Genomic DNA, 21,760 nt, shown 5'->3' on the forward strand with positions numbered 1-21,760 from the left:
TGTGTAATGGGCGGCATGGCACTCGCGGAGTTGTTGATCGTGGAGGACGACGCGGACATCGCCTCCGAGCTGGAGCAGGCGCTGACCGGCCACGGGTTCGGGGTGGCGTGCGTGGGTACGGGGGCGCTGGCCGCGCAGGCGGCCCTGCGGCGGGCGCCCGATCTGGTGCTGCTCGACCTCGGGCTGCCCGACATGGATGGCGTCGCGCTCTGCCGCAGGCTGCGGGCCTTCCTGCCCGTGGAGAGCGTCATCGTCGTACTCACCGCCCGCACACGGGAGTTCGAGGTGGTGGTCGCCCTCGACGCGGGAGCCGACGACTACCTGACCAAGCCGTTCAGGCTGACGGAGCTCCTCGCACGCCTGCGCGCCCACCTGCGCAGGCGGGCCGCGACCTCGGGCCCGCCGGTGATCCGGGTCGGCTCCACCAGCATCGACACGCAGGCCAGGCGCGTGACCGTGGAGGGCGTCGAAGTGGCCCTGCGCCCCAAGGAGTTCGATCTTCTGGTGGTTCTGGCGAGGGCGGCCGGGGCGGTCGTCAGCCGGGAGCGGCTGATGGCAGACGTGTGGGACGAGCACTGGTTCGGCTCCACGAAGACACTGGACGTGCACGTGTGCGCCGTACGGCGCAAGCTCGCGGACGCAGACCCGGACGGGTCCCGGCGCATCGTGACGGTGCGCGGCAAGGGGTACCGCTACGACACGGCCCGCGCGGCGGTCACCGACGGCCCGGCCGCCCGCTGACGCCCGAAGCGGTCGGTGCCGTGGTCCGGTTGTGCCCTGCGGTGCGACTTACGGGGGTTCGCGCGGCCCGCCGGGCCCGCTCGCAACGGCCCGGCACGCCACGGCTTGGCCCGGGCGGTTGGTGCCGTGGTCCTTCGGCCGGCGCGGCCGCCTCACGGCGCCTCCGGGTCGGCCGCGGGCAGCATCAGGCTGAACACCGGCCGCGGGCCCGCCCTTCGCAGTAGCAGCCTGCCGCCCTCGGCCTCGGCGAGGGAGCGGGCGAGTGCGAGGCCGATGCCGTGCCGCCTGCCGGGATCGCCGGTGGACTCGAAGACCTGGTCGCCGTCGGCCGCCGGTCCCGGCCCGTCGTCACCCACCTCGATCGCGACGCCCGCCCCCACATCGATGGCGGTCAGCCGGATCTCGCCGCGGCCATGGGTCAGGGCATTGTCCACGAGCGTCTGCACCACCTGCACGGTCGCAGCCACCGAGGCACGCGCCAGGGGCAGTTCCGGCTCGCACCGCACGGTGAGGCGGCGCCCCGCGTCCGCCGCGGCGTCCCGGTTGCGCCGGGCGATGCGCTCAAGCACCTCCGCCGCGTCGACACGCTCACCGCCCCCGTGCGTCTCGCGCGCCAGGCGCAGCAGGTCGTCGATGGTCCCGCCCAGGTGGTCCGCGCGGCGCAGCGCGGTGTCAAGGGCCCTGCGCCTGCCGCGGTCGTCCAGCGTTCGTGCGGCTTCGAGGCCGAGGACCAGCGCGGTCAGGGGCGTGCGCAGTTGGTGGGAGACGGCGGTGCTGAACGACCTCTCCCGTTCGAGCACCTCGCCGAGGCGGCGCGCGGTCGAGGCCAGCGCGCGCCCGGCCGCGTCCGCCTCCCGGATGCCGCTGCGCACGGGCTGGATGGTGAAGTCGCCGGCGCCCAGGGCCCGCGCCGTCTCGGTCAGCCGCTCCAGCGGCACGGCGACCCGCCGCGCGAGGTGCACCGCGAGCAGGACGGAGAGGCCGACGATGGCCGCCCCGGTGGCCGCGAGCAGGAGCCAGGTGCCTGACCTGCGATCGGTGATCGAGTCCCACGGCGTCCACACGCGCACGACGGCCGTGACGACACCGTGGCGCGCGACGGGCACGGATACGGCCAGGTGGCTGCCCTCCACGCCCTGGTGCAGCGAGCCGTCGCCCGCAGCCTCGGCCACGCGTGAGGACGGGGGGCCGCTGCCGCTCAGCCGGTGGCCCTCCGGCGTGTAGAGGGCCTCTCGCGCCGCCTCCGGAGGGCGGTGGGCGGCGTGGGCCGCGCCGGGCCCGTACGCGGCGTCGCGGGGTAGGCCCGCGGCGAGCCACACGGCGTCCCGCTGCAGCCGGGCGACGGCGCCGCCGCGGTAGAGCCGGTCCATCGACCAGGCGAGCGGCACGGTGAGCACGGTGACCGCGCACGCCGCGACGGCCACGATCGATACGAGCACCCGGCGGCGCAGCGGACTGCCGTCCCCTCGCGGCCCCTCCGGAGGCGCGTACGAGCCCGCCGTGCCGACTGCCGCCCTCTTTCCGCACGTCATCGCCACGGAGCCAGCCTAGCGAATCAACTACATAATGTAGGAGTCGATGGGCTCGGCGTGACCGGCCACCTCAGGCGAGCAGCCGGCGCCCGTACCAGTCCCTGGAGCCGCCGATGCCGGGCAGGACGAAGAAGTACCCGCCGCCGAACGGCTGTACGTAGTCGACCAGCGGCTCGTCGACGAGCCGCTCCTGCACGGTCTCGAACTGGCGGTGCAGGTCCTGCTGGTAGCAGGCGAAGATGTGCCCGCACTGCAGGTTGCCGTTCTCGTCCATGCCGAGGTCGTAGTTGTACGAGCGGCGCAGCAGGCGCTGGTCACGCGTGCGGTGGGTGCGCGGGTTCGCCAGGCGGATGTGGGAGTCCAGGGGGATGACCTTGCCGTGGGGGTCCTTCGCGTAGTCGGGGGTGTCGGTCTCCACGTTGCCGTCCAGCGGGGCGCCGCTGTCGCGGCGGCGGCCGAACATCCGCTCCTGCTCGTTGATCGAGACGCGGTCCCAGAACTCGACCAGCATCCGGATCAGCCTGACCACCTGGTACGAGCCGCCCTGCGCCCAGGCCGGCTCGGCCGGGTCGTCCACCCACACCAGGTCTTCGGCTGTCGTGCGGGTGGGGTTGGCCGTGCCGTCCTTGAAGCCGAGGAGGTTGCGCGGGGTGCCCGAGGGGCGCGGCGGGGAGCCGTAGCCCTCGATCTTCCACCGCAGCTGCATGCCGCCGCGGGTGTGCTTGGTGAGGTCGCGGATCGCGTGGTGGAGGGTGTCGGCGTTGTTGGCGCAGAGCTGGAGCAGCAGGTCGCCGTGGGTCCAGCGCGTTTCCAGCGCGTCATTGGGGAACGTCCGCATCGGGGCGAGGTGCAGCGGCTTCGCGGCGGACAGGCCGAAGCGGTCGTCGAAGAGCCCGGCCCCCACCGAAAGGGTCATGGTGAGCCCGTCGGCGGGGACGCTGGGCCCCAGCACGTCGCTGTCGGACGGCGGCTGTCCGATGCCGAGGTTCGGCGGTGTGCCGCCGGAGGTCAAAAAGCGGGCACGTTCCGTGAGGGTGTGCATGAGGTCGACCAGGTCCGCGCGGCCCGCGGCCGTCACGTTGAACGCCGCGAACATGGAGGAGCGCTGCTGGTGCGGCGGCGCAGGGGTGAGGACGCCTGCCTGGTGCGCGCCGTGGAACGGGTACGACGACGGGGTGTGGCCGCCGCTCGCCGTGCCCGTGTCGTCGGCGTGGGCGCCCGCGGCGAGAAGTCCGCCGGTCAGAGCGGTGCCGGCCGCGCCGGCCGCACCGCCTTGGAGGAACGCGCGTCGGCTGACGCCCATGGCAGGTCTCCTTGGTCGGGTCGTGAGGGTCGAAGTCGTGGGGGTGGTACTCGCACCGCGGGTCAGCGGGAGAGCGGTACTTCCAGCAGGTCGGGAACGGCGTCCAGGGTTTCGAGCACGCTGCCGATGCGGGCGTCCACCTGCTGGCGCTGCGCGAGCGGCACGTCGTCGAACGGCCGCCAGGCGCCGTGCTGCCGCGTGGCCTCCAGCGCCTTGTCCAGCGCGTCGAGCTGCTTGCTCGCGGTCGGCAGTAGTCCGGGGGAGCGGGGCCGCAGCAGCGGGGCGAGTTCGCCGAGGACGACGCGCGTCCCCTCGACGTCGGCCTCGGTCTCCGCGTACATGGCGCCCGAGCCCTGGTCGGCCGCGCCGGTGAGGCGGTCGCGCAGGGCGTCCTCCAGGATCTCGTGTGCGCGCAGGGGCAGGTCAGTAGGGTCGACCGTGAGCTGCGGCAGCTTCTCGCGCAGTGTCGCCACGTCCTTGCCGAGCCGGTCGGCGACCGGGAGCAGGCTCGCGGCGCTCTCGCCGTGCCACAGCCCGTACTCGACGCGGTGCAGGCCGGTGAAGTCCTTGTCGTGGACGCCGCCCGGCAGGCCCTGCGGCAGCCCGTCCACGGCGTCCCCGAGGTCGCCGAAGCTGCCGTAGGCCGCCCCGATACGGTCCCAGGTGAGCTGGGCGGGCAGCCAGTCCCGGCGCGCGGTGTCCAGGTGGTGGTGGGCGATGTCGCCGCGGACGGCCGCCACCTGCCCCGCGAGGGTGGTGAGCTGCGGGCGGACGTAGGCGCGGTACTGGGCGGCCGCGGGCTTCAGGTCGGCCACGGACACCTGCTTCACGGCGACGGGGGCCGGGCCGGACGACCCGGAACCGGCGACCGCGCTCGCCGTGACGGTGCGCGAACTCGTCGTCCCCTTGCCCGACATGAGGCACTTGAACGTGTAGGCGCCGGCGCCGAGCGTGGCGGTCATCGTGCCCGTGGTGGCGGGGCCGAGCGTCTCTATCTCGCCGACGATGGCGCCCGAGGCGTTGTCCAGGTTGATCTCGCCCGCCCGGCCCGACTTGTTGGCCACCTGGAACGTCTGCGTCCCCGCGCGGGCCGAGGTCCAGTCGCTCGCGCAGCCGGATGCGGTGACGGTGACCTTGGTGCCCTTCGACGTGCTGCCGCCGGAGGGCAGGAACACGACGACCCCGGTCGCGGCCAGGGCGGGCGCGACGACGAGCACGGCGCCCACCGTCCACGGGCTGCGGCCGGCCAGGAAGCCGGGCCTGGCGGGAGCGCCGGGGACGCGGGCCCCGTCCTCGGCGGCGGGCGCGGAGGCGGCCGGGGCATGCCCGGCCGTCGCGGAAGACCCGGGTGCGGCCTCGTCCGTACGGGGTGCGGGGGAGGGGCGGCGCGCGGCGGCGGGCCGCGTCGCGCGGACGAAGAGGGTGAGCGTGATGCCCAGGTAGACCACCCACGCGACGACTTGGAGCACCGTCATGCGGGGCGTCAGTTCGGTGACGCCGGTGATGAGCGTGACCCACCACGAACTCGTCGGGACGGTCCCGCTGACGTCGAACGCCGTCCATGTGTGGCCGGGGAGCAGTCCGGCGTTCTGCAGTTCGCCGAGCCCGTACGCCAGCACTCCCGCGGTGATCACCAGCAGCGCGAACGCCGTGCGGGAGAAGAACGCGCCCAGGTTGATGCGGATCGCCCGGCGGAAGAGCAGCCAGCACGCCAGGCAGGCGAGCGCGAGCCCGAGTCCCGCGCCGATCAGCGGGGACACCGTCTCGCCCGAGGCCCTGGCCGCCGTCCACAGGAACAGCGTCGTCTCGAGACCCTCACGGCCCACGGCGAGGAAGGCCGTGGCGGCGAGGGCGCCGGCCCCCACCTGGGAGGCGGCGGCCACCTTGGAGCGCAGATCCCCCGACAGGCTCGCCGCGGTCCTGCGCATCCAGAAGACCATCAGGGTCACGAGCACCACGGCGAGGACGCTGAGCGTGCCGCCCACGATCTCCTGGCCCGCGCTGGAGAGCACGTCGGTGGAGAAGGTCAGGACGGTCGCGAAGCTCGCCGCGACGGCCACCGCGCCGACCACGCCCAGCCACACCGGCGCGGTGGAGACCCGCTTGCCCTCGCCGGCGGTGCGGCGAAGGGCGGCCAGCAGGATGCTGACCACCAGCCCCGCTTCGAGTCCCTCCCGCAATCCGATCAGCAGATTGGGGAACGCGTCAGCCCAAGTCATAGTCGGTAAGGTAAGCCATGCCTTAAGGGCGGTCGCCATCGGCCCACATGTTCGAGCCGCCCGACGCGCCCGCCGGGCCGGTCGCCGTCGCGCTCCTCCTCCCTTGACGCCTCGGCGCACAGGCGTCCGCCGACGTGAAGTTCCCTTCTGCGGGAACGACTCCGTCGTCTACTACATCTCGTAGAATGAAGCGGGTGACCGCGTGCCGAGACCGTGCGAGGAGATGGCCATGCATACGCGTGCGGAGAGAGAGGAAGGCGATCGGATCCTGGTCGTGGTCCCGACGTACAACGAGGCCGGGAACATCACTTCCGTCACCACCCGGTTGCGAGCGGCCGTCCCCGGTGCCGACGTCCTGATCGCGGACGACGGCAGCCCCGACGGGACGGGCAGGATCGCCGACGAGCTCGCCGAGTCGGACGAGCGCGTGCACGTGCTGCACCGTCCCGGCAAGCGGGGGCTCGGCGCCGCGTACGTCGCAGGGTTTTGGTGGGGCATCGAGCGGGGGTACGACGTGCTGGTCGAGATGGACGCCGACGGCTCCCACCGGCCCGAGGAACTGCCCCGCCTGCTCGCTGCCCTGGACGCGGGTGCCGACGTCGCACTCGGATCGCGCTGGGTCGAGGGCGGGAGTGTCGTGAACTGGCCCAGGTCGAGGCAGTGGCTCTCGCGCGGCGGCAGCGCCTACTCCAGGTGGCTGCTCGGCCTGCCCCACCGCGATGTGACGGGCGGCTACCGGGCACTCAGGGCGCGCGTGGTGGCGGGGCTCGGGCTCGACGCGATCAGGTCGCAGGGCTACTGCTTCCAGATCGACCTGCTGCGGCGGGCGTCGGCGCGTGGCGCGTCGATCACCGAGGTGCCCATCACGTTCGTCGAGCGCGAGATCGGCGCGTCCAAGATGAACAGGGCCATCGTCGTGGAGGCGGTGTGGCGCGTGGCGGTCTGGGGGACGCTCCGGCGAATCGGCCGGGAGGACGGGGTCAGTCGCGGGTCGGGTGGCCCGCGGCGGCCGCGACGTGGCGGCCGCCGTCCGAGAGGCGGTGCCCGTCCGGGTCGGTGACGTGGTGGCGCGTGGACACCGAGAGGTGCCCCGGGGCCGCCATGTCGAAGAGGTGGTCCATGTCCTGGGCGGACAGGATCAGGCTGATGCCGCAGACGGCCATCAGCGCCACGTGGGCGACCACGAGGTACCGGCGGGACGGCGGGGGCGGGGCCAGCAGTGCCTGGACGCGCTGCGGCACGGGACCTCCGGTCACGGCGAGGCCGTGCCGCGGCCGGCGGCCCGCCGCGAGCGCCGCTCTGGCGACGGCCCTGGCCACGAGCGGCCTGTCGCCGACGGCGACCGCGGCCTCCTCGTCGGCCCAGCGCTCCAGCGCGAAAGCGCCCGCCCGCTCGACGGGGCGCAGTAGCGGGTTGACCGCCCCAGCCAGGTGGAACACCAGCAGGAAGACGTGGTGGCGGTGGCGCAGGTGCGTCCGCTCGTGCGCGATCAGGGCGCCGCGCTCGTCCTTGTCCAGCGCCCGCAGCATCCCCGACGTCACGACGATCCGGCCGGGTGACCCGGGCAGCGCGTACGCGTCGGGTTCGGCGTCGTCCACGACCTCGATCTCCCGGCCGGGTGCGAGAGCCCGGCTGTGGCGCCTGGCCACGAGCAGCAGGCGTCCCCTGCGGTACACGGCGACGGCCAGCGCGCCTGCGCAGGCGACGAGGGTCAGGGCGCAGACGGCGGCCACGGGCCAGCCGACCGGCATGTGCTCGGCCAGCTCGCCCGACGACCAGCCGCCCTCCGCGGCGAGGTCGGGGAACCTGTCGATGAGCGTGAAGCCGAGCATCCCGAGCGCCGCCGCCCAACCCGCGCCCGCGACGACCGCGGCCAGCGCGAGCAGCCACGACGCGAGGAACGGACGAAGTTTGCGTGCCGCCGAGGGAGCCATGAGGGCCAGCACGGCACTGACGGCGAAGGGCGTGAACAGGGCGATGCGCAAGGTGTCAGTCCTCTGCGTGTCCGCGCAGCAGTTGTTCCAGCAGTCGTTCGTCCTGCGGCGGGAGCTCCGAGACGAACCGGGCCAGCACCGCCGCACGGTCGCCGCCGGTCTCCAGCAGGGCCCGCATGCCGGCCGCGGTGTGCCCTGCCTCGTCCCGCACCGGCGTGTAGTGGTAGCCCCTGCCGACGCGTTCGCGGGTCACAAGGCCCTTGTCGAACAGCCTGGACAGGATGGTCAGCACGGTGGTGTATGCCGGGTCACCGGTTATCTGCTCGCGCACCGTGGCAGCCGACACCGGCCCGCCCGCCGCCCACAGCGCGGCGAGCACCTCGCCCTCCAGCTGTCCACGCGCCCGCCTGCCGTGCGGTGGAACCTCGTCCTCAGCCAAACCGCGTACCTCCGTCTTCCGCGATCGTATGTCCCGGCCGTGGCTTCCGAATAAAGTACTACCGGTTGTAGAGGCCGGTCGACGGTGGGAAACGAAAACGGTCCGCGGGTCACGGGCGTCGCGCGGCCCACACGGAGCGCTCGGTGCGTACCGCGAGGTCGCCGCGGTGCAGGACGCTCTCGGGGCTCTCGGCGTCGAGGAGCCGATCGAGCGCGGCGAGGTCCTCGGGCGAAAGCGCCCCCTCGACGGTGGTGCGCATGCTCCCCAGGCTGATCAGGGCGTAGCGGCCGATCGCCGGGGACCGGGACCCGGCGATGTGCACGGTGATCGTGCGCTCCTTCTCGACGGAGAATCCGGCCGCGGTCAGCTTCGGCCCCCAGTCGGCGCCGCGGTGCGGAACGTGCTCGGCGTGGTACCGCTCGCTTGCCGCGTGGCAGCGCTCCTCCAGGCCCGGCCGCTCTTTCGGGCCGTCCTCCGGCAGGAAGCGGGGGAAACCGGCGAGCTCCACGACGGCGAGCAGCCCGCCGGGTGCGAGCGCGTCGCGCACCCGGCGCAGGGTGCGGTCGGGGTCGGCCATGTGGTGCATGGACGCCGACGCCCACACCAGGTCGGGCGTACCGAGGTCGGGCCATGACGCGTCGAGGTCGGCCTGGACGGTGCGCACGCGATCGCCGACTCCCAGGGCGCACGCCTTCTCCCGCAGGCGCTGCAAATGGCCCGCCGAGGCGTCGACGGCGGTGATGTTGGCCTCGGGCCAGCGTTCGAGCAGGGCGAACGTGCCGGCGCCCGTTCCGCAGCCCAGGTCGACGATCTGCCGAGGACTCGACGACAGGGGCAGCCAGCCGGTGAGGGAGGCGATGTGGCCGGCGAGGATCTCGGCGTCCAGGTCGAGGACCTCGGCCTGAATGTCCGGGTCGATTGCGTGCCGGTCGCCTGCGTGGCCGTGTTCGTGCGGGGTGTGGGTCATGCCGCCACGCTAGGCAGGGGATGCCCAGAACGCACGAATTCTTGCTGATATGGCAAGCGAATGCCCTCTCGGGCTGCCCGATACGCATGCTCGATCGGGCCCTCTTGCGTGGAACGCCCGGTGGTCCATTTCTATCTACATGATGTAGTAGGAGTCATCGGCCGCTCGCTCCAGGAAGGAATGCGCCGTGGACGACATCGTGCTCGCCGGCCGTACGGACCAGCAGGCGATCCGTGCGCCCGGCGCGGTGCCCGGGGCGGGGCGCCGCGCCCGCCCCGCCCCGGAGGTTCCGGCACAGTGGCACCGCGGCTTCACGCTGCTCGCCACCATCAGCCTGTTCATCGGAACCCGCTCCGCGTGGACGCACGCGATGGCGAGCGACCCGCCCGTCGCCGCCGTCATCTCCGCCGGTTACGCGGGCATCCTCGTCTGCGGCGTGCTCGCCCTGTCCGTCCGCGGCAGGCGCGCGCTCGCAGCCGTCGACCTGGGCGTCCTCGCGATCGGTATCGCGCTGGTGGTGTGCCGCTACTGGCTGGACCACGCCGGCAGCGACGAGGGGGTCCTCACCGCACAGGCGGCCCACGAGATCCTGAGCGGCCGCCCCGTCTACGGGCAGCCCTGGCCCTGGCTGTTCGGCACACCGCGCGTCGGCGTCACCAAGACCATGGCCGGAGGCGGCGACTACACGTACGGCTATCCGCCGCTCACCGCACTTCTCGCCGCCCCGGTCCACGCCGTTGTGCACTCCACGGCCGCCGCGACGCTCGTCACCACGGGTGCGCTCATCGCGGGCACTGTCGCGCTGTGGTGGACGGTGCCCCCCGCCTGGCGCTCTGCGGCGACCGCCGTCTGCCTCGGCTTCGGCATGCTGCCCGGGTACGCGCGGCTCGGCTACCCGGCGGTCGTCGCGCTCGCCCTGCTCGTCCCGGTGGTGGTGCGCTGGCCGGAGACCGGCGCGGGGGGACGGCTCGGGCGCCGCGGGATGCTGCGCGCCTGCTGCCTCGGCGCGGCGTGCGCGGCCCAGCAACTGGCCTGGTTCCTCGCGCCGTTCCTCATCATCGGCGTGTACGCCGTGCGCCGCGGCGAACTCGGCGGCCGTGCCGCACTCGCGGTCACGGCCCGCTACGCCGGCACCGCGGGCCTGGTCTGGCTGTCGATCAACGCCTACTTCATCGCCCGGAGCCCGCGCGACTGGCTCGACGGCACGCTCCTGCCGATCACCCAGGGCGCCATCCTGCACGGCCAGGGGCTCATGGGTATCTCGTACTACTTCAGCGCCGGCAGCAGCCGGCTGGACTTCTACTCCTACGCGGCGCTGCTGCTGCTCGCAGGCCTCCTCGGCGCGCTCTTCCTCTTCCCCCGGCGGCTCGGCCCCGCGCTCACCGTTCTTCCCTGGCTGCCCTTCTACCTGGCGACCCGCTCGCAGGACGGCTACTTCCTGCTGATGACGCCGCTCTGGCTGGCAGCGGCCGCCACCGTCCCGGCCTCGTCGCACTCAGCGGCATGGCGGCCCGCGCTCACCCGCCGCAGCCGGCGCGGGGTGAAGGCGGTGCTCGCCGCGGGTGTCGTGGCGCCGTCCCTGCTGTGCGCGGGTGTGGCCGCCGCGAGCCCGCCACCGCTGTCCATGGGCGTCACGGCGCGACTCACCGACACGCCGCGCCACGGCATCACCGCCGCGACGGTGCACGTGGTGAACAGGACCGGCGAAACACTCACGCCCCATTTCGCGAGCCGCACGGGCCAGGGCGCCTCCCGCTGGTGGACCGTCACGGCCGGGCCCGCCTCGCTGGCACCCCACGCGTCCGCCACGTACGAGCTGAGCCCGCACGGCGGGTTCAGGCCGGTGCCCCGGGGACCGCACGCGCCCCTCCACCTGATCGCCGTCACGGCCGACCCGATGACGATCACCACCGCGCCCTTCCCGTCACCACCTGCGTGACCGCCGCCCCCGGAACCCATGCTGACCTGCGCGGGGTCTAGAATCGACCGTCCCACGCCCCCTACAGAACCGGCAGAGCCGTGCCCCTCCCCAAGGCCGAACTCCATCTCCACATCGAAGGCACTCTGGAGCCGGAGCTCGCCTTCGCCCTCGCCGCGCGCAACGGCATCGCACTGCCGTACGCCGACGCGGAGGAGTTGCGCCACAAGTACCGCTTCAGCGACCTGCAGTCCTTCCTCGACCTGTACTACGAACTGATGGCCGTCCTGCGCACGGAGGACGACTTCGCCGATCTCGCCGAGGCCTACCTGACGCGCGCCGCCGCGCAGGGCGTCCGCCACGCGGAGGTCTTCTTCGACCCGCAGGCGCACCTCGCCAGGGGCGTGGAGATGGCGACCGTCGTGGGCGGGCTCGCCAGGGCGCTGGAGCGTGCCCCCGAACGCCACGGCATCTCGACTTGCCTGATCATGTGCTTCCTGCGCGACGAGTCCGCCGAGTCGGCCGCCGCCACGCTGGACGCCGCGCGACCCCACCTGGACCGCATCACCGGCGTCGGCCTCGACTCCGCCGAGGTCGGCCACCCGCCGTCGAAGTTCCGCGAGGTGTACGAGGAGGCCGCGAAGCTCGGTCTGCGACGCGTCGCACACGCGGGCGAGGAGGGCCCGCCCGCCTACATCACCCAGGCTCTCGACGTCCTCGGCGTGGAGCGGGTGGACCACGGGCTGCGCTGCGTCGAGGACCCGGACCTCGTGGCACGACTCGTGCGCGACCGGGTGCCGCTCACGCTCTGCCCGCTGTCGAACGTGCGGCTGCGCACCGTCGACGTCCTGGCGGACCACCCCCTGCGCGCCATGCTGGAGGCCGGCCTCATGGCCACGGTCAACTCCGACGATCCGGCGTACTTCGGCGGCTACGCGGACGACAACTTCCATGCCGTGCGTGAGGAGCTCGGCCTCAGCGACGACCAGCTGCGCGAACTGGCGCGCAACTCCTTCCTCGCGGCGTTCCTCGACGACGAGGACCTGCGCAAGGCGTACCTCGCCGAGGTCGACGCGTACACGTTCTGAACGGCCGCCGACGCCCGGCGCGCCGGGCCGCGCGCTCACACCGCCAGGTCGTCCTCCGCCACGCCCGCCTCCCCGGCGACGTCACCGGCCCGCGCCCGGCCCGGTGCCGCCCGTCCGCGCAGCCGGTCCATCTGGCGCCACTCCGGCCGCAGCCCCGCGAGGTTCGTGGTGAGGAAGTAGGCGGTGCCGCCCGCCAGCAGCACCGGGACGAGACCGAACGACGCGACCGCGGCCCCCGCCACCAGGCCGCCGAGCGGCACGCCCACCCAGGCGGTCGCGTTGCCGAGCGCGCTGACGCGGCCGAGCAGCCTGCGCGGTACCCGCTCGAACGAGAGCGCGCCCAGTATCGGGTTGAGGAACCCGGCGCCGAAACCGCCGACCGCGAACACCGAGAGCACCGCCCACAGCGGCGCGCCCGAGGCGAGTACGAGGAACCGCGGCGCCCCGGCGAGCAGGAAGCCGGCGAAGAACACCGGCCTGCGGCGCATCCGGGGCGCGAGCGCGGCCGCGATCAGGCTGCCCCCGATCGCCGCGCAGCTCATGACCGTGCCGGTCAGCCCGATCGCGGCGGGGCCGCCACCGGTGTCCTTCGCCCACACGGGGATCAGCACCGTCGAGAACCCGGCGTCCAGCAGGTTCGTGACGCCGACCATCACGATGATCGTCAACAGCAGCGGCTCGCCCCGCAGGAACGCGAATCCCTCGCCGAACCGGCGCCAGTAGCCGGCCGGCGGCGCGTCCGCGCCGACGGTGTCATCGTCGGCGATGTCTCGTGGAGCTTCCTGGACGGCCCGGCCCATGGAGCGCGGCAGGGCGGCGGCGACGATGAGCGAGCCGAGCGCGAAACACCCCGCGTTGGCGGCGAGAGCGGTCATGGGCCCGAGCAGAGCCACCACTGAGCCGCCGACCGCGGGGCCCACGGTGGACGCGAGGCGCTCGGTGACCCCCGCGAGGCCGGTGGCCCGCTCCAGCGGAACCCGGGCGCGGTCCGCCGCCTCCGGCACCATGATCTCCTTGGCCAGGTCGCCGGGGCCGCGTACCGACCCGATCAGCGCGACCAGGCACAGCAGCAGCGGGAAGGTGAGCAGGCCGCGGGCGTGCAGGAGCGGGATCACTGCTGCCGCGGCCGCGCTGACAAGATCCGTCGTCCACGAGACGACACGTGGCCCCACCCGGTCGACGAGCGGACCCGTCAACGCCTTGACCAGGACATAAGGCGCCATCTCGCAGAAGGCGACCAGGCCGGTCCTGGTGGCGCTGCCGGTGGTCGCCAGCACGAACCACGGAAGCGCGATGGCCGAGACACGGGTGCCGGTGAGCGACACCAGCGTCGCCGTGAGCACGCCGATCAGCGGGCGCATGCGCCCGAAGCCGCCTGCCGGCCCGGGTATGCCGCCGGGCGCGCTCCCCGCGCCGGACCTCGCGGCCCGGCGTCTCACGCCGTCCCCCCGCCGGCGTCGTCCGGCTCCGGCAGGACGTACGTGATCACCGAGACGCGCGACGCCCCGGCAGGGGCGCCTTCCGCGGCTTCCGGCGTGTCCTGCCGGTAGCGCTCGACGACGGCCCGCAGCTCCTCGCCGAGTTCTGCCGCCTCCTTCGGGGTCAGCCGCAGCAGCCGGTCGCTCATCTCGAACGCGTCACGCCACGGGCGCGGCGCTGTGGCCATCTCGTCGAGCGCCTGCTGGACGCGCAGCGTGTAAGTGGCGGCCACGGAACCCAGGAAGGCGAGCGCGGCCTCGGGCTCGCGCTCCGTCAGCTCCCCGCCGTCGTACCGCGTCAGCCGGTGCACCGAGCGCCACCAGCGTTCGCGCGCGTTGCCCCGGCCGGTGTCCTCGGCCACGAACCCGGCGGCTGCGAGCCGGCGCAGGTGGTAGCTCGCCGTACCCGAGTTGACGCCGAGCCGCTCAGCCAGGCGCGTCGCGGTGGACGGCCCGTGCTTGCGCAGCAGGCCGATCAGCCGCACCCGTACGGGGTGCGCGAGCGCGCGCAGCCCGCGCGCGTCGAGGACAACGGTCTCGTCGCCGGTCTCGGTCATGGCGGCAGCCTAGCGACCGCAAACAGTTCTTCGCAAAGAAGTCTTTGCGAAGAACTGTTTGCGGTCGGGCTATCACCGGCCGGGCTCAGGCGTCCGAGACCTCAAGCGCGGTGATCCGCTGGGCGCCCGCGGCCGTCCCTGGCGCCGCGCTCCTCATCTCCAGCCGCAGCCGCGCCGTGGTGAGGCGGTCGAACGAGACGACCGTCGCGTCGCCCGTGGCCTTCGGCCAGGCGACGTGGGCGTGGCGCGCCGGCACGTAACGCTCGCCGTCCCAGTACGACACCGCCACCGACGCGGGCAGCGAGTGCCTGTCGTCCACGGTGAACGCCACCGACACCGTCGCGACCGTACGCGGCTCCCGCCAGGCCAGCGACACCCAGTCCCCGGCGCGCGCGCCGCTGAAGGCGGGCAGCAGCGCGGTGGCGCTCTTGGTGAACGCGTTCGACCAGCCCGTCGACGGGTCGCCGTCGAGCATCGCGGCCGGCAGAGTGCCGGGCGAGCCCGAGTAGCTCGCGTCCGCGAGCGGGTAGCCGGGCTCGCCCTGCCCGGGATCGGGGCGCATCGCCGGCGGCGGCGTGCGGGTGAGCACCTCGGCCTTCGCGACGCGCACCGACGCCGTGTCGCCCCGCAAGTCCCGGGACTCGGCCCTGACCGTGAGCACTCCGGGCTTCGTACCGGCCTGCACCACGGCGAGCGCCTTCCCGTGGAAGGCAGTCCTCGTCGACGCCTGGTAGCGCTCGGCGCTCTCCTGCCTCCCGCTGTCCACGCCGGCCAATCGCCCGCCGGTGACGCCGAACGACAGCACGTTCTGCGCGTACGGCACGAGCACCCCGTGTGCGTCGACCACGTCGGCCGTCACGTAGACCAGCGACCTGCCGTCCGCGTCGACCTCCCGCCGGTCCGTCGACAGGCGCACGGCGTGCGGCGCGCCGGCCGTGCGCAGCACGTCCGTCGCCACCTGCCGGTGGCCGCGCCGAGCCACCGCCCGCAGCTCCCCGGGCGCGAACGGCACGCGCCAGGTCAGGTGGAGCTTGCCGGCGCTGCCCGTCGGGCTCGTGTAACTGCCCGGATAGGGGCCCGAGGTGACGGTCTTGTCGTCGCCGGTCGGCTCGGTCGTCTCCAGATAGGCCCGCCCGTCCGCCGTCCTCTTGCGGTCGAAGCGCCGCACGCCGAGCGACTCGCCGTTCAGCAGCAGCTCCACCGTGTCGACGTTCGCGTACGCCCACACCTCGACGGTCTCGCCGCGGCGGTGGCTCGTCCAGTCCATCGGGACCAGGTGCACCATGGGCTCGTCGGTCCACTGGCTGCGGAAGAGGTGGTAGGCGTCCTTGGGGAAGCCGGCCGTGTCGACCGCGCCGAAGAACGAGGTCTTCACCGGGAACACGTCGTAGGGCGTCGGCTCGCCGATGTAGTCCATGCCGGCCCACAGGAACTGCCCCACGAAGAATTGCCGGTCGCGGTCCTTCTTGAGCGAGTACTCGCCGCTGATCGTCCAGGACGCCAGGTTGTTGTCGTACGAGGACGTCTCGCGCCTGCCCGGGCTGTGGTTCTCCCCGGTGTTGAGGTGTTCGGGCGCCTGGTAGGCGCCGCGCGTCGACGTCTCGGACGAGGACTCCGACTCGAACAGGAAGAGATGCGGGTAGCGCGCGTGCAGGGCGTCCACCGAGGCAGCGGTGTTGTAGTTGAGCCCGAGGCCGTCGAGCTTGGCCAGCATCCGGTCCGCGGGCGAACCGGCCGCCGGCAGCGAGCGGTACTTGTCGGAGCCGATCACGACCGGGCGGGTGGCGTCGTGCGCGCGCACCCCGTCGATCAGCCGCTGCGCCATGCCGAGGCCGGCCTCGCTGGTCGAGTCGGGTATCTCGTTGCCGATGGACCACATCAGCACGGCGGGGGAGTTGCGGGCCGCTCTGACCATCTCGGCGATGTCGCGGTCGCTCCACTCGTCGAAGAAGCGACCGTAGTCGTAGCGGTTCTTGCCGGTGTGCCAGCAGTCGAACGCCTCGACCATCATCAGGATGCCGAGCCGCTCGCAGACGGCGATCATCTCCGGCGGCGGCGGGTTGTGCGAGGTCCTGAAGGCGTTGACGCCCATCGACTTCATCAGGGTCATCTGGCGCAGCAGCGCGTCCTCGTTGATGGCGCTGCCCAGGGCGCCCTGGTCGTGGTGGAGGTCGACGCCCTGGAGTTTCATGGGCTCGCCGTTGAGCGTCAGCCCGCGCTCCGGATCGATGGCGGTGTACCGGAAGCCGAACGTCGTCCGGTAGGAGTCCACCGTCTTCCCGCCGGCGCGCAGCTCGGTGTCGAGCCGGTACAGCCGGGGCGTGTCGCACGACCACAGCTCGGGGCGCCACACGGTCATCTCGTGCGTGGCACTCGTCGTCGACGACCCGGTGGTCAGCGCCGACTCCGTCCGCGCCACCACGCGGCCCCGCGGGTCGCGGACGGTGGAGACGACGGTGACGTGCGTGCCGCCACCGGTGGCGTCGACGACGTCGGTGCGCGCCCGCACGACGGCCCGGCCGGCGGCCGACGCCGCGTCGAGGCCCGGCGTGGTGACGACGGTGCCCCAGCGGTCCACGTGCACGGGGTCCGTCACCACGAGCCGCGCGTGCCGGTAGATGCCGCTGCCCGAGTACCAGCGTGAACTCGGCAGCTGGTTCTGCACCTTGACGGCGATGACGTTCGGTGTCGTGGAGTCGGTGTGCAGGTGCCCGGTGAGGTCGAAGGCGAACCCCGTGTACCCGTAGGGGTGGTTGCCGACCAGCGTCCCGTTGCAGTACACGTACGAGTCCATGTAGACGCCGTCGAACTCGACCGAGACGCGCTTGCCCGCGAGCCCGTGCGGCAGCGTGAAGGCGATGCGATACCAGCCGAGGCCGCCCGGCAAGAAGCCCGTGCCCGACGTGGTGCCGTCCTCCTCGGTGGGCGTGAGCTCGATCGACCAGTCGTGCGGCACGCGGACCGCGCGCCACCCGGAGTCGTCGAAGTCCGGCCGCGCCGCGTCGGCATAGGCGCCGGTGGGGTCCGTCGCGGCGGCCGGGTTGACGAGCGCGAACCGCCAGCCGTCGGTCAGTTCGATGGTGCGCCCGGCGGGCGCACGAGAGGCCGGCGCGGCCTCGGCCGCCGGGGCGCCGCCCGCGAGTGCCATGCCCGCGAGCGGGCCCGCCGCCCCCGCGACCAGGAACGATCTCCGATTGACAGCCACGCGATCCTCCACTTCGTGCCGGAGGGCGGGCACGGGGCCGCCCCCGCCGGCGCAACAGAAACGACCAGGACCAAACGAAAAGTTTCGTGAGCGAACGAATTCTCGCAGTCCGGGTCACGCGGTCGTCAAGTGGCGTGCGGCGTTCCGCTGTGCCGTTCCGTTGTGCCGTTCCGTCAGTCCGTGATGGACCCCTGGAAGCGGTACCGGTCGCCCCGATAGGTCGCCACGGTGAGCTCCAGGGGGCGGGAGTCCTGGTTGAAGGCGAGCTGTGTCGCGACGAGTACCGGTGTGCCGTCGTCGATCTCCAGCAGTTCTCGCTCCTCGCCGTCGGGCTGCCGTGCCTCCACCGAATACGCGGCCACTCTGGGCAGTTGGGGCGGTGTGGCGCGCCGGAGCGTGGCGAAGAGCGAATCGGTCGTGAAGTCGGTCTCGCTGAGCAGGGGGCACAGCGCGAGCGGCAGCCGGTTGTGCTCGACGACCACGACCAGGCCGTCCAGGTAGCGCAGCCTGCGCATCTCGAACAGGGCGGCGCCCGGGCCGACGCGCAGCCTCTCGGCCTCCTGGACGGTGGCGGGCCTGACCTTCGAGTAAAGGACCTTGGCGTGGGTGGGCAGGTGGTGCTCGCGGGCGTAGTCCGCGAAACCGCGGACCGTGTGGCCCTGAGCGGGGTCCGACGCGAAGGCGCTCGGGGCCTGGCTGTCCGTCGCCCCCGTCGCGCCCGCCGCCGCGAGGAACCAGCCGCGGGCGGCCGACGACTCGATCATGCCGCGGGCGGCCAGTTCGCCGAGCGCGGAGCGCATCGTGACCCGGGAGACGTCGTAGCGGGCGGCCAGTGCGCGCTCGGAGGGGAGGCGGTCGCCGTCGCGTGCGCCGCCTGCGGCGATGTCGTCGGCGAGTCGTGCGGCGATCCGCAGGTACAGCGGGAGCGCGTCGTCGCTCAGCAGTCCGCGGGGAAGGTGGCTCTCGTGCGCGGTAGGCATACCAGTTTCATACCAGAAAGAGGCCATTGACGTCCAGTTTCCAGACCAGTAGGGTTCCGATCGGGTTCGGGCGATCGGCCCATTCCCGAACAAATTGCAGCAGCGCGGGGCGATGTCCGACCGGGCGCCGGCGAGGCGCACGACCCTTCAGTCGCGACCCGCACCTACCGTCCCGACGCGCGCACCGCTCGCGGACGACGACAAAGGAGCCCCCGTGAACACCCCCGTCCTCACCCCGCCGAAGGGCGCCGGAGCCGAGCACACGGTCGCCGAGATCGCGCAGCAGCCCGCCCTGTGGCGGGAGGTGGGCCGTATCGTCGCCGGGCAGCGCGCGGCACTCGACGCCTTCCTGGCGCCCGTGCTCGCCGCCCAGGACCTCAGGGTCGTCCTGACCGGGGCCGGCACGTCCGGCTTCGCGGGCGACGTGCTGCGCACGGCACTCGCCCGCCACCTCGGCCGGCGTGTCGACGCCGTGCACACCACCGACATCGTCGCCGACCCGCGCGGCTGCTTCGCCGAGGACGTGCCCACCCTCCTCGTCTCCTTCGCCAGGTCGGGCGACAGCCCCGAGTCCACGGCCGCCACCGCCCTCGCGGACAGCTGCCTGTCGCGGACGCACCACCTGGTGATCACCTGCAACGCCGAGGGAGCGCTCGCCCGCGCGCACGGCGGTCAGCGCGCGTCCCACGTGCTGCTGATGCCCGCCGCGTCCAACGACCAGGGCTTCGCGATGACCTCAAGCTTCACGTGCATGCTGCTGGCCGCGCTCCTCGCCCTCGGCCCCTCGTCCGCCGGATCCGCCGTCGGCGCCCTCGCGGACGCGGCCGAGCGCATCACGACGGGAGAGCTCGACGCGCCCGTCGGGCAGCTGCTCGCCCGCGAGCCCGAACGGCTCGTCTACCTCGGCAGCGGCCCCCTGCGCGGCCTCGCGGGCGAATCCGCGCTCAAGCTGCTCGAACTGACGGGCGGCAGGGTCGTCGCCCACGCGGACTCCACGCTCGGCTTCCGGCACGGTCCGAAGGCCATCCTCGACGGCCGCACCGCCGTGATCGTGTTCGTGTCCGAGGACGCGTACACGCGCCAGTACGACCTGGACATCGTCGCCGAACTGCGCGCGGCCCTGCCCGCGGGCGCCGTCGTCGCGGTCTCCGCACGCCAGGACGGGCTGCCCGAGGACGGCGTCTGGCTCGTCCCCGTGCCCGCCGGCACGGAAGACGCCGCGTTCGCCCTGCCCGCGGTGGTCTGCGCCCAGCTCGTCGCACTCGGCGCCTCGCTGGCACGCGGCGTGCGGCCCGACAACCCGTTCCCGTCGGGCGAGGTCAACCGGGTGGTCCGTGGCGTGACCGTGCACCCGTACACCGGCAACTGACAGGCAGGAGGAAACACGATGTTCCTGGGTGTGGACGGTGGGGGCACCAAAACCGCCTTCTGCCTCGTCGACTCGTCAGGGTCGGTGCGGGCGAGGGCGCTCGGCGCCGGCGCCTACTACTTCTCGGACAACGCCGGCGACGGCGTCGCGCACGTCGCGCGCGTACTGGCCGAAGGCGTCACCGCCGTCTGCGCCGACGCGGGGATCCGGCCCGCGGGGATCGCCCACGCGTTCTTCGGCCTGCCCGGGTACGGGGAGGCCGCCGGGGACGTCCCCGCCCTGGACGCGGCCCCGCGCGAGGTGCTCGGGCACGACAGGTACGCCTGCGACAACGACATGGTGTGCGGCTGGGCCGGGTCACTCGGCGCGGCCGACGGCATCAACGTCATCAGCGGCACCGGCTCGATGACGTACGGCGAGCGCGCCGGAAAGGGCGTGCGCACCGGCGGCTGGGGCGAGTTCTTCGGCGACGAGGGCTCCGCGTACTGGATCGCGGTGCGCGCCCTGAACGTCTTCTCCCGCATGAGCGACGGCCGGCTTCCCGAGGGCCCGCTCGCCGGCGTACTGCGCCGGCACCTCGAACTCGCCGGCGACCTCGACCTGGTGGACGTCGTGCACAACCGCTGGGGCGGCCGGCGCGGCGAGATCGCCGCCCTGAGCCCCCGGGTCGCCGAGGCGGCGGGCCTGGGCGACGAGCACGCCGCGGCGATCCTCACGGACGCGGGCCACGAGCTCGCGCTCCTGGTCGACAGCGCGCGTCGCGGCCTCGGCTTCGAACGGGGCGAGACGGTACCGGTCTCCTACTCAGGCGGCGTCTTCGGCTCCGCCACCGTGCTGGACACCTTCGCCCGTGACCTGCGCGGCCGTGAAGGCGGCTACGACCTGCGAACCCCTCTCTTCGAGCCCGTGATCGGAGCCGCACTCCACGCGGCCCGGCTGGCGGGCACACCGCTCGACCCGACCGCGCTCGACGCGTTGCGCTCGACCGAGGTCTCCCGTCCCCTGGAGTAACGATGAAGTCACTCAACCGCGGCTGGATGCTCCCCGCCGGCCTCCTGGTCCTGTTCTGGGGCGTGTGGGGGGCCTTCTCCAGCAAGCCCACGGACCTGTACGGCTATCCGAACGAGATGGTCTACATCATCTGGTCCCTGACCATGATCCTGCCCGCCGCCGCGGCGCTGCGGCGGGAGCGCTTCGACCGGCGCCCGGTGGCCGCACTGTACGGCCTGCTCGCCGGACTCACCGGCGCCGGCGGCCAACTGGTGCTCTTCCAGGCCCTGTCCGACGGGCCGGCCTACCTGATCTTCCCGGTCGTCTCGCTCTCCCCGGTGATCACGGTCCTGATGGCCGTGGCGCTGCTGCGCGAGCGGATCAACCGGCTCGCCGTCGTGGGCGTCGTCGCGGCGCTCGTCGCGATCCTGCTGCTCAGCATCCCCGGCGGTGGCGGCGGCGGCTCCTCGTCGGGGCCGTGGATGGTGCTCGCCGCGGTCGTCTGCGTGGCGTGGGGAGCGCAGGCGTTCTTCATGCGCAAGGCAGCCGTGGTGGGCGTCAACGACGCGACCACGTTCGGCTGGATGACGATCAGCGGGCTCCTGCTGATCCCGGTCGCCTATTTCATGATGGGGTCCTTCCCCTCGGGCGCGCCCTGGCAGGCCCCCGCGCTCACCGCCGGGACGCAGGTGCTCAACGCGGTGGGCGCCCTCTTCCTCGTCATGGCGCTCAGCCGCGGCAAGGCGGCCGTCGTCGCGCCGCTGACCAACGCGCTCGCGCCGGTGCTCACGATCATCCTCTCGCTGATCGTTTACCAGACGCTGCCCACGATATGGGCGGGCATCGGCATCGTGCTCGCCCTGGCAGGGTCGACGCTCATGGTCTACAGCGACGAGAAGCGGGGCGAGGAGGCCGCCGCACCCGAACCGGCCGCCAAGGTGCCGTCCTGAACGCAAGGACGCATGGACCGCAACCGGGCCCGCGACGCCGCTTCGTCAGAAGCGGCCGAACCCTGACCGAGAACAGCGAACGAGGAATCC

The 21,760-nt window shown here is 73.1% G+C and carries 17 protein-coding genes; 7 read left to right on the top strand and 10 right to left on the bottom strand.

Going from position 1 to position 21,760, the window contains the following annotated elements; genetic code table 11:
- Positions 1 to 15 precede the first annotated feature (15 nt).
- Positions 16 to 741, top strand: a complete 726-nt coding sequence (locus IH48_RS0116680) for a response regulator transcription factor (protein ID WP_037842360.1) — start codon at positions 16 to 18, stop codon at positions 739 to 741.
- A 152-nt stretch (positions 742 to 893) separates the two neighbouring features.
- Here the strand turns inward: IH48_RS0116680 and IH48_RS0116685 are convergent, their stop codons facing one another.
- The 3 genes from IH48_RS0116685 to efeU all read right to left on the bottom strand — a co-directional run bounded on the left by IH48_RS0116685 (position 894) and on the right by efeU (position 5,795).
- Entirely contained in the window at positions 894 to 2,273 is a 1,380-nt protein-coding gene (locus IH48_RS0116685; RefSeq protein ID WP_078849791.1) for a sensor histidine kinase, read from the bottom strand.
- A 70-nt stretch (positions 2,274 to 2,343) separates the two neighbouring features.
- Complete coding sequence (gene efeB, locus IH48_RS0116690) at positions 2,344 to 3,576, bottom strand: iron uptake transporter deferrochelatase/peroxidase subunit (protein WP_030904409.1); 1,233 nt, start codon at positions 3,574 to 3,576, stop codon at positions 2,344 to 2,346.
- A 62-nt stretch (positions 3,577 to 3,638) separates the two neighbouring features.
- Entirely contained in the window at positions 3,639 to 5,795 is a 2,157-nt protein-coding gene (gene efeU / locus IH48_RS0116695) for an iron uptake transporter permease EfeU (RefSeq protein ID WP_030904410.1), read from the bottom strand.
- A gap of 229 nt (positions 5,796 to 6,024) precedes the next feature.
- Between efeU and IH48_RS0116700 the strand changes: the two genes are divergently transcribed.
- Complete coding sequence (locus tag IH48_RS0116700) at positions 6,025 to 6,855, top strand: polyprenol monophosphomannose synthase (protein ID WP_051840005.1); 831 nt, start codon at positions 6,025 to 6,027, stop codon at positions 6,853 to 6,855.
- On the opposite strand, the gene IH48_RS0116705 is transcribed toward IH48_RS0116700, so the two are convergent.
- From IH48_RS0116705 to IH48_RS0116715, 3 genes are all read right to left on the bottom strand, one after another.
- Positions 6,776 to 7,780 (bottom strand): M56 family metallopeptidase, encoded by a 1,005-nt coding sequence (locus IH48_RS0116705; protein WP_051839930.1) that lies wholly within the window; start codon positions 7,778 to 7,780, stop codon positions 6,776 to 6,778. The two genes, IH48_RS0116700 and IH48_RS0116705, sit on opposite strands and share 80 nt — an antisense overlap.
- Positions 7,781 to 7,784: 4 nt before the next feature.
- Positions 7,785 to 8,168, bottom strand: coding sequence for a BlaI/MecI/CopY family transcriptional regulator (locus tag IH48_RS0116710; RefSeq protein ID WP_030904413.1), 384 nt, complete (start codon positions 8,166 to 8,168; stop codon positions 7,785 to 7,787).
- 109 nt (positions 8,169 to 8,277) lie between these two features.
- On the bottom strand, positions 8,278 to 9,135 hold the full coding sequence (locus IH48_RS0116715) for a class I SAM-dependent methyltransferase (protein ID WP_030904414.1): 858 nt from the start codon (positions 9,133 to 9,135) through the stop codon (positions 8,278 to 8,280).
- Between the two features lie 187 nt (positions 9,136 to 9,322).
- Between IH48_RS0116715 and IH48_RS0116720 the strand changes: the two genes are divergently transcribed.
- Both IH48_RS0116720 and IH48_RS0116725 read left to right on the top strand, forming a co-directional pair.
- Positions 9,323 to 11,074, top strand: a complete 1,752-nt coding sequence (locus IH48_RS0116720) for a hypothetical protein (RefSeq protein WP_324604311.1) — start codon at positions 9,323 to 9,325, stop codon at positions 11,072 to 11,074.
- An 80-nt stretch (positions 11,075 to 11,154) separates the two neighbouring features.
- Positions 11,155 to 12,141, top strand: coding sequence for an adenosine deaminase (locus IH48_RS0116725; RefSeq protein ID WP_030904416.1), 987 nt, complete (start codon positions 11,155 to 11,157; stop codon positions 12,139 to 12,141).
- Between the two features lie 35 nt (positions 12,142 to 12,176).
- On the opposite strand, the gene IH48_RS0116730 is transcribed toward IH48_RS0116725, so the two are convergent.
- The 4 genes from IH48_RS0116730 to IH48_RS0116745 form a co-directional block, all read right to left on the bottom strand.
- Positions 12,177 to 13,502 (bottom strand): MFS transporter, encoded by a 1,326-nt coding sequence (locus tag IH48_RS0116730; protein ID WP_051839932.1) that lies wholly within the window; start codon positions 13,500 to 13,502, stop codon positions 12,177 to 12,179.
- Between the two features lie 74 nt (positions 13,503 to 13,576).
- Positions 13,577 to 14,176 carry an ArsR/SmtB family transcription factor gene (locus IH48_RS0116735; RefSeq protein WP_030904418.1) on the bottom strand — a complete coding sequence of 200 codons (600 nt, stop codon included), beginning with the start codon at positions 14,174 to 14,176 and terminating at the stop codon, positions 13,577 to 13,579.
- Positions 14,177 to 14,261: 85 nt separating this feature from the next.
- Entirely contained in the window at positions 14,262 to 17,381 is a 3,120-nt protein-coding gene (locus tag IH48_RS0116740) for a glycoside hydrolase family 2 TIM barrel-domain containing protein (RefSeq protein ID WP_030904419.1), read from the bottom strand.
- Between the two features lie 173 nt (positions 17,382 to 17,554).
- Complete coding sequence (locus IH48_RS0116745) at positions 17,555 to 18,361, bottom strand: GntR family transcriptional regulator (RefSeq protein WP_030904420.1); 807 nt, start codon at positions 18,359 to 18,361, stop codon at positions 17,555 to 17,557.
- A 214-nt stretch (positions 18,362 to 18,575) separates the two neighbouring features.
- Here IH48_RS0116745 and IH48_RS0116750 point away from each other — a divergent pair, with 214 nt between their 5' ends.
- Genes IH48_RS0116750 through IH48_RS0116760 form a run of 3 tightly spaced genes read left to right on the top strand, consistent with a single transcriptional unit; the run spans position 18,576 to position 21,670 of the window.
- Entirely contained in the window at positions 18,576 to 19,730 is a 1,155-nt protein-coding gene (locus tag IH48_RS0116750) for an SIS domain-containing protein (protein WP_030904422.1), read from the top strand.
- 18 nt (positions 19,731 to 19,748) lie between these two features.
- Positions 19,749 to 20,741: an N-acetylglucosamine kinase gene (locus tag IH48_RS0116755; protein ID WP_030904424.1), complete on the top strand. Its 993-nt coding sequence runs from the start codon at positions 19,749 to 19,751 to the stop codon at positions 20,739 to 20,741.
- A 2-nt stretch (positions 20,742 to 20,743) separates the two neighbouring features.
- A complete protein-coding gene (locus tag IH48_RS0116760; protein WP_030904426.1) occupies positions 20,744 to 21,670 on the top strand; it encodes a DMT family transporter in 927 nt (308 codons plus the stop codon).
- The last annotated feature ends 90 nt before the right edge of the window (positions 21,671 to 21,760 follow it).

It is taken from the genome of Streptomyces sp. NRRL F-5126 (assembly GCF_000721265.1).
GTDB lineage: Bacteria > Actinomycetota > Actinomycetes > Streptomycetales > Streptomycetaceae > Streptomyces.

Bases quoted from the DNA above. Each gene is read 5' to 3' on its own strand.
- IH48_RS0116735 (WP_030904418.1), bottom strand. From the start codon at position 14,176: ATGACCGAGACCGGCGACGAGACCGTTGTCCTCGACGCGCGCGGGCTG.
- IH48_RS0116700 (WP_051840005.1), top strand. From the start codon at position 6,025: ATGCATACGCGTGCGGAGAGAGAGGAAGGCGATCGGATCCTGGTCGTG.
- IH48_RS0116680 (WP_037842360.1), top strand. From the start codon at position 16: ATGGCACTCGCGGAGTTGTTGATCGTGGAGGACGACGCGGACATCGCC.
- IH48_RS0116745 (WP_030904420.1), bottom strand. From the start codon at position 18,361: ATGCCTACCGCGCACGAGAGCCACCTTCCCCGCGGACTGCTGAGCGAC.
- IH48_RS0116760 (WP_030904426.1), top strand. From the start codon at position 20,744: ATGAAGTCACTCAACCGCGGCTGGATGCTCCCCGCCGGCCTCCTGGTC.
- IH48_RS0116755 (WP_030904424.1), top strand. From the start codon at position 19,749: ATGTTCCTGGGTGTGGACGGTGGGGGCACCAAAACCGCCTTCTGCCTC.
- efeB (WP_030904409.1), bottom strand. From the start codon at position 3,576: ATGGGCGTCAGCCGACGCGCGTTCCTCCAAGGCGGTGCGGCCGGCGCG.
- efeU (WP_030904410.1), bottom strand. From the start codon at position 5,795: ATGACTTGGGCTGACGCGTTCCCCAATCTGCTGATCGGATTGCGGGAG.
- IH48_RS0116715 (WP_030904414.1), bottom strand. From the start codon at position 9,135: ATGACCCACACCCCGCACGAACACGGCCACGCAGGCGACCGGCACGCA.
- IH48_RS0116685 (WP_078849791.1), bottom strand. From the start codon at position 2,273: ATGACGTGCGGAAAGAGGGCGGCAGTCGGCACGGCGGGCTCGTACGCG.
- IH48_RS0116730 (WP_051839932.1), bottom strand. From the start codon at position 13,502: ATGCGCCCGCTGATCGGCGTGCTCACGGCGACGCTGGTGTCGCTCACC.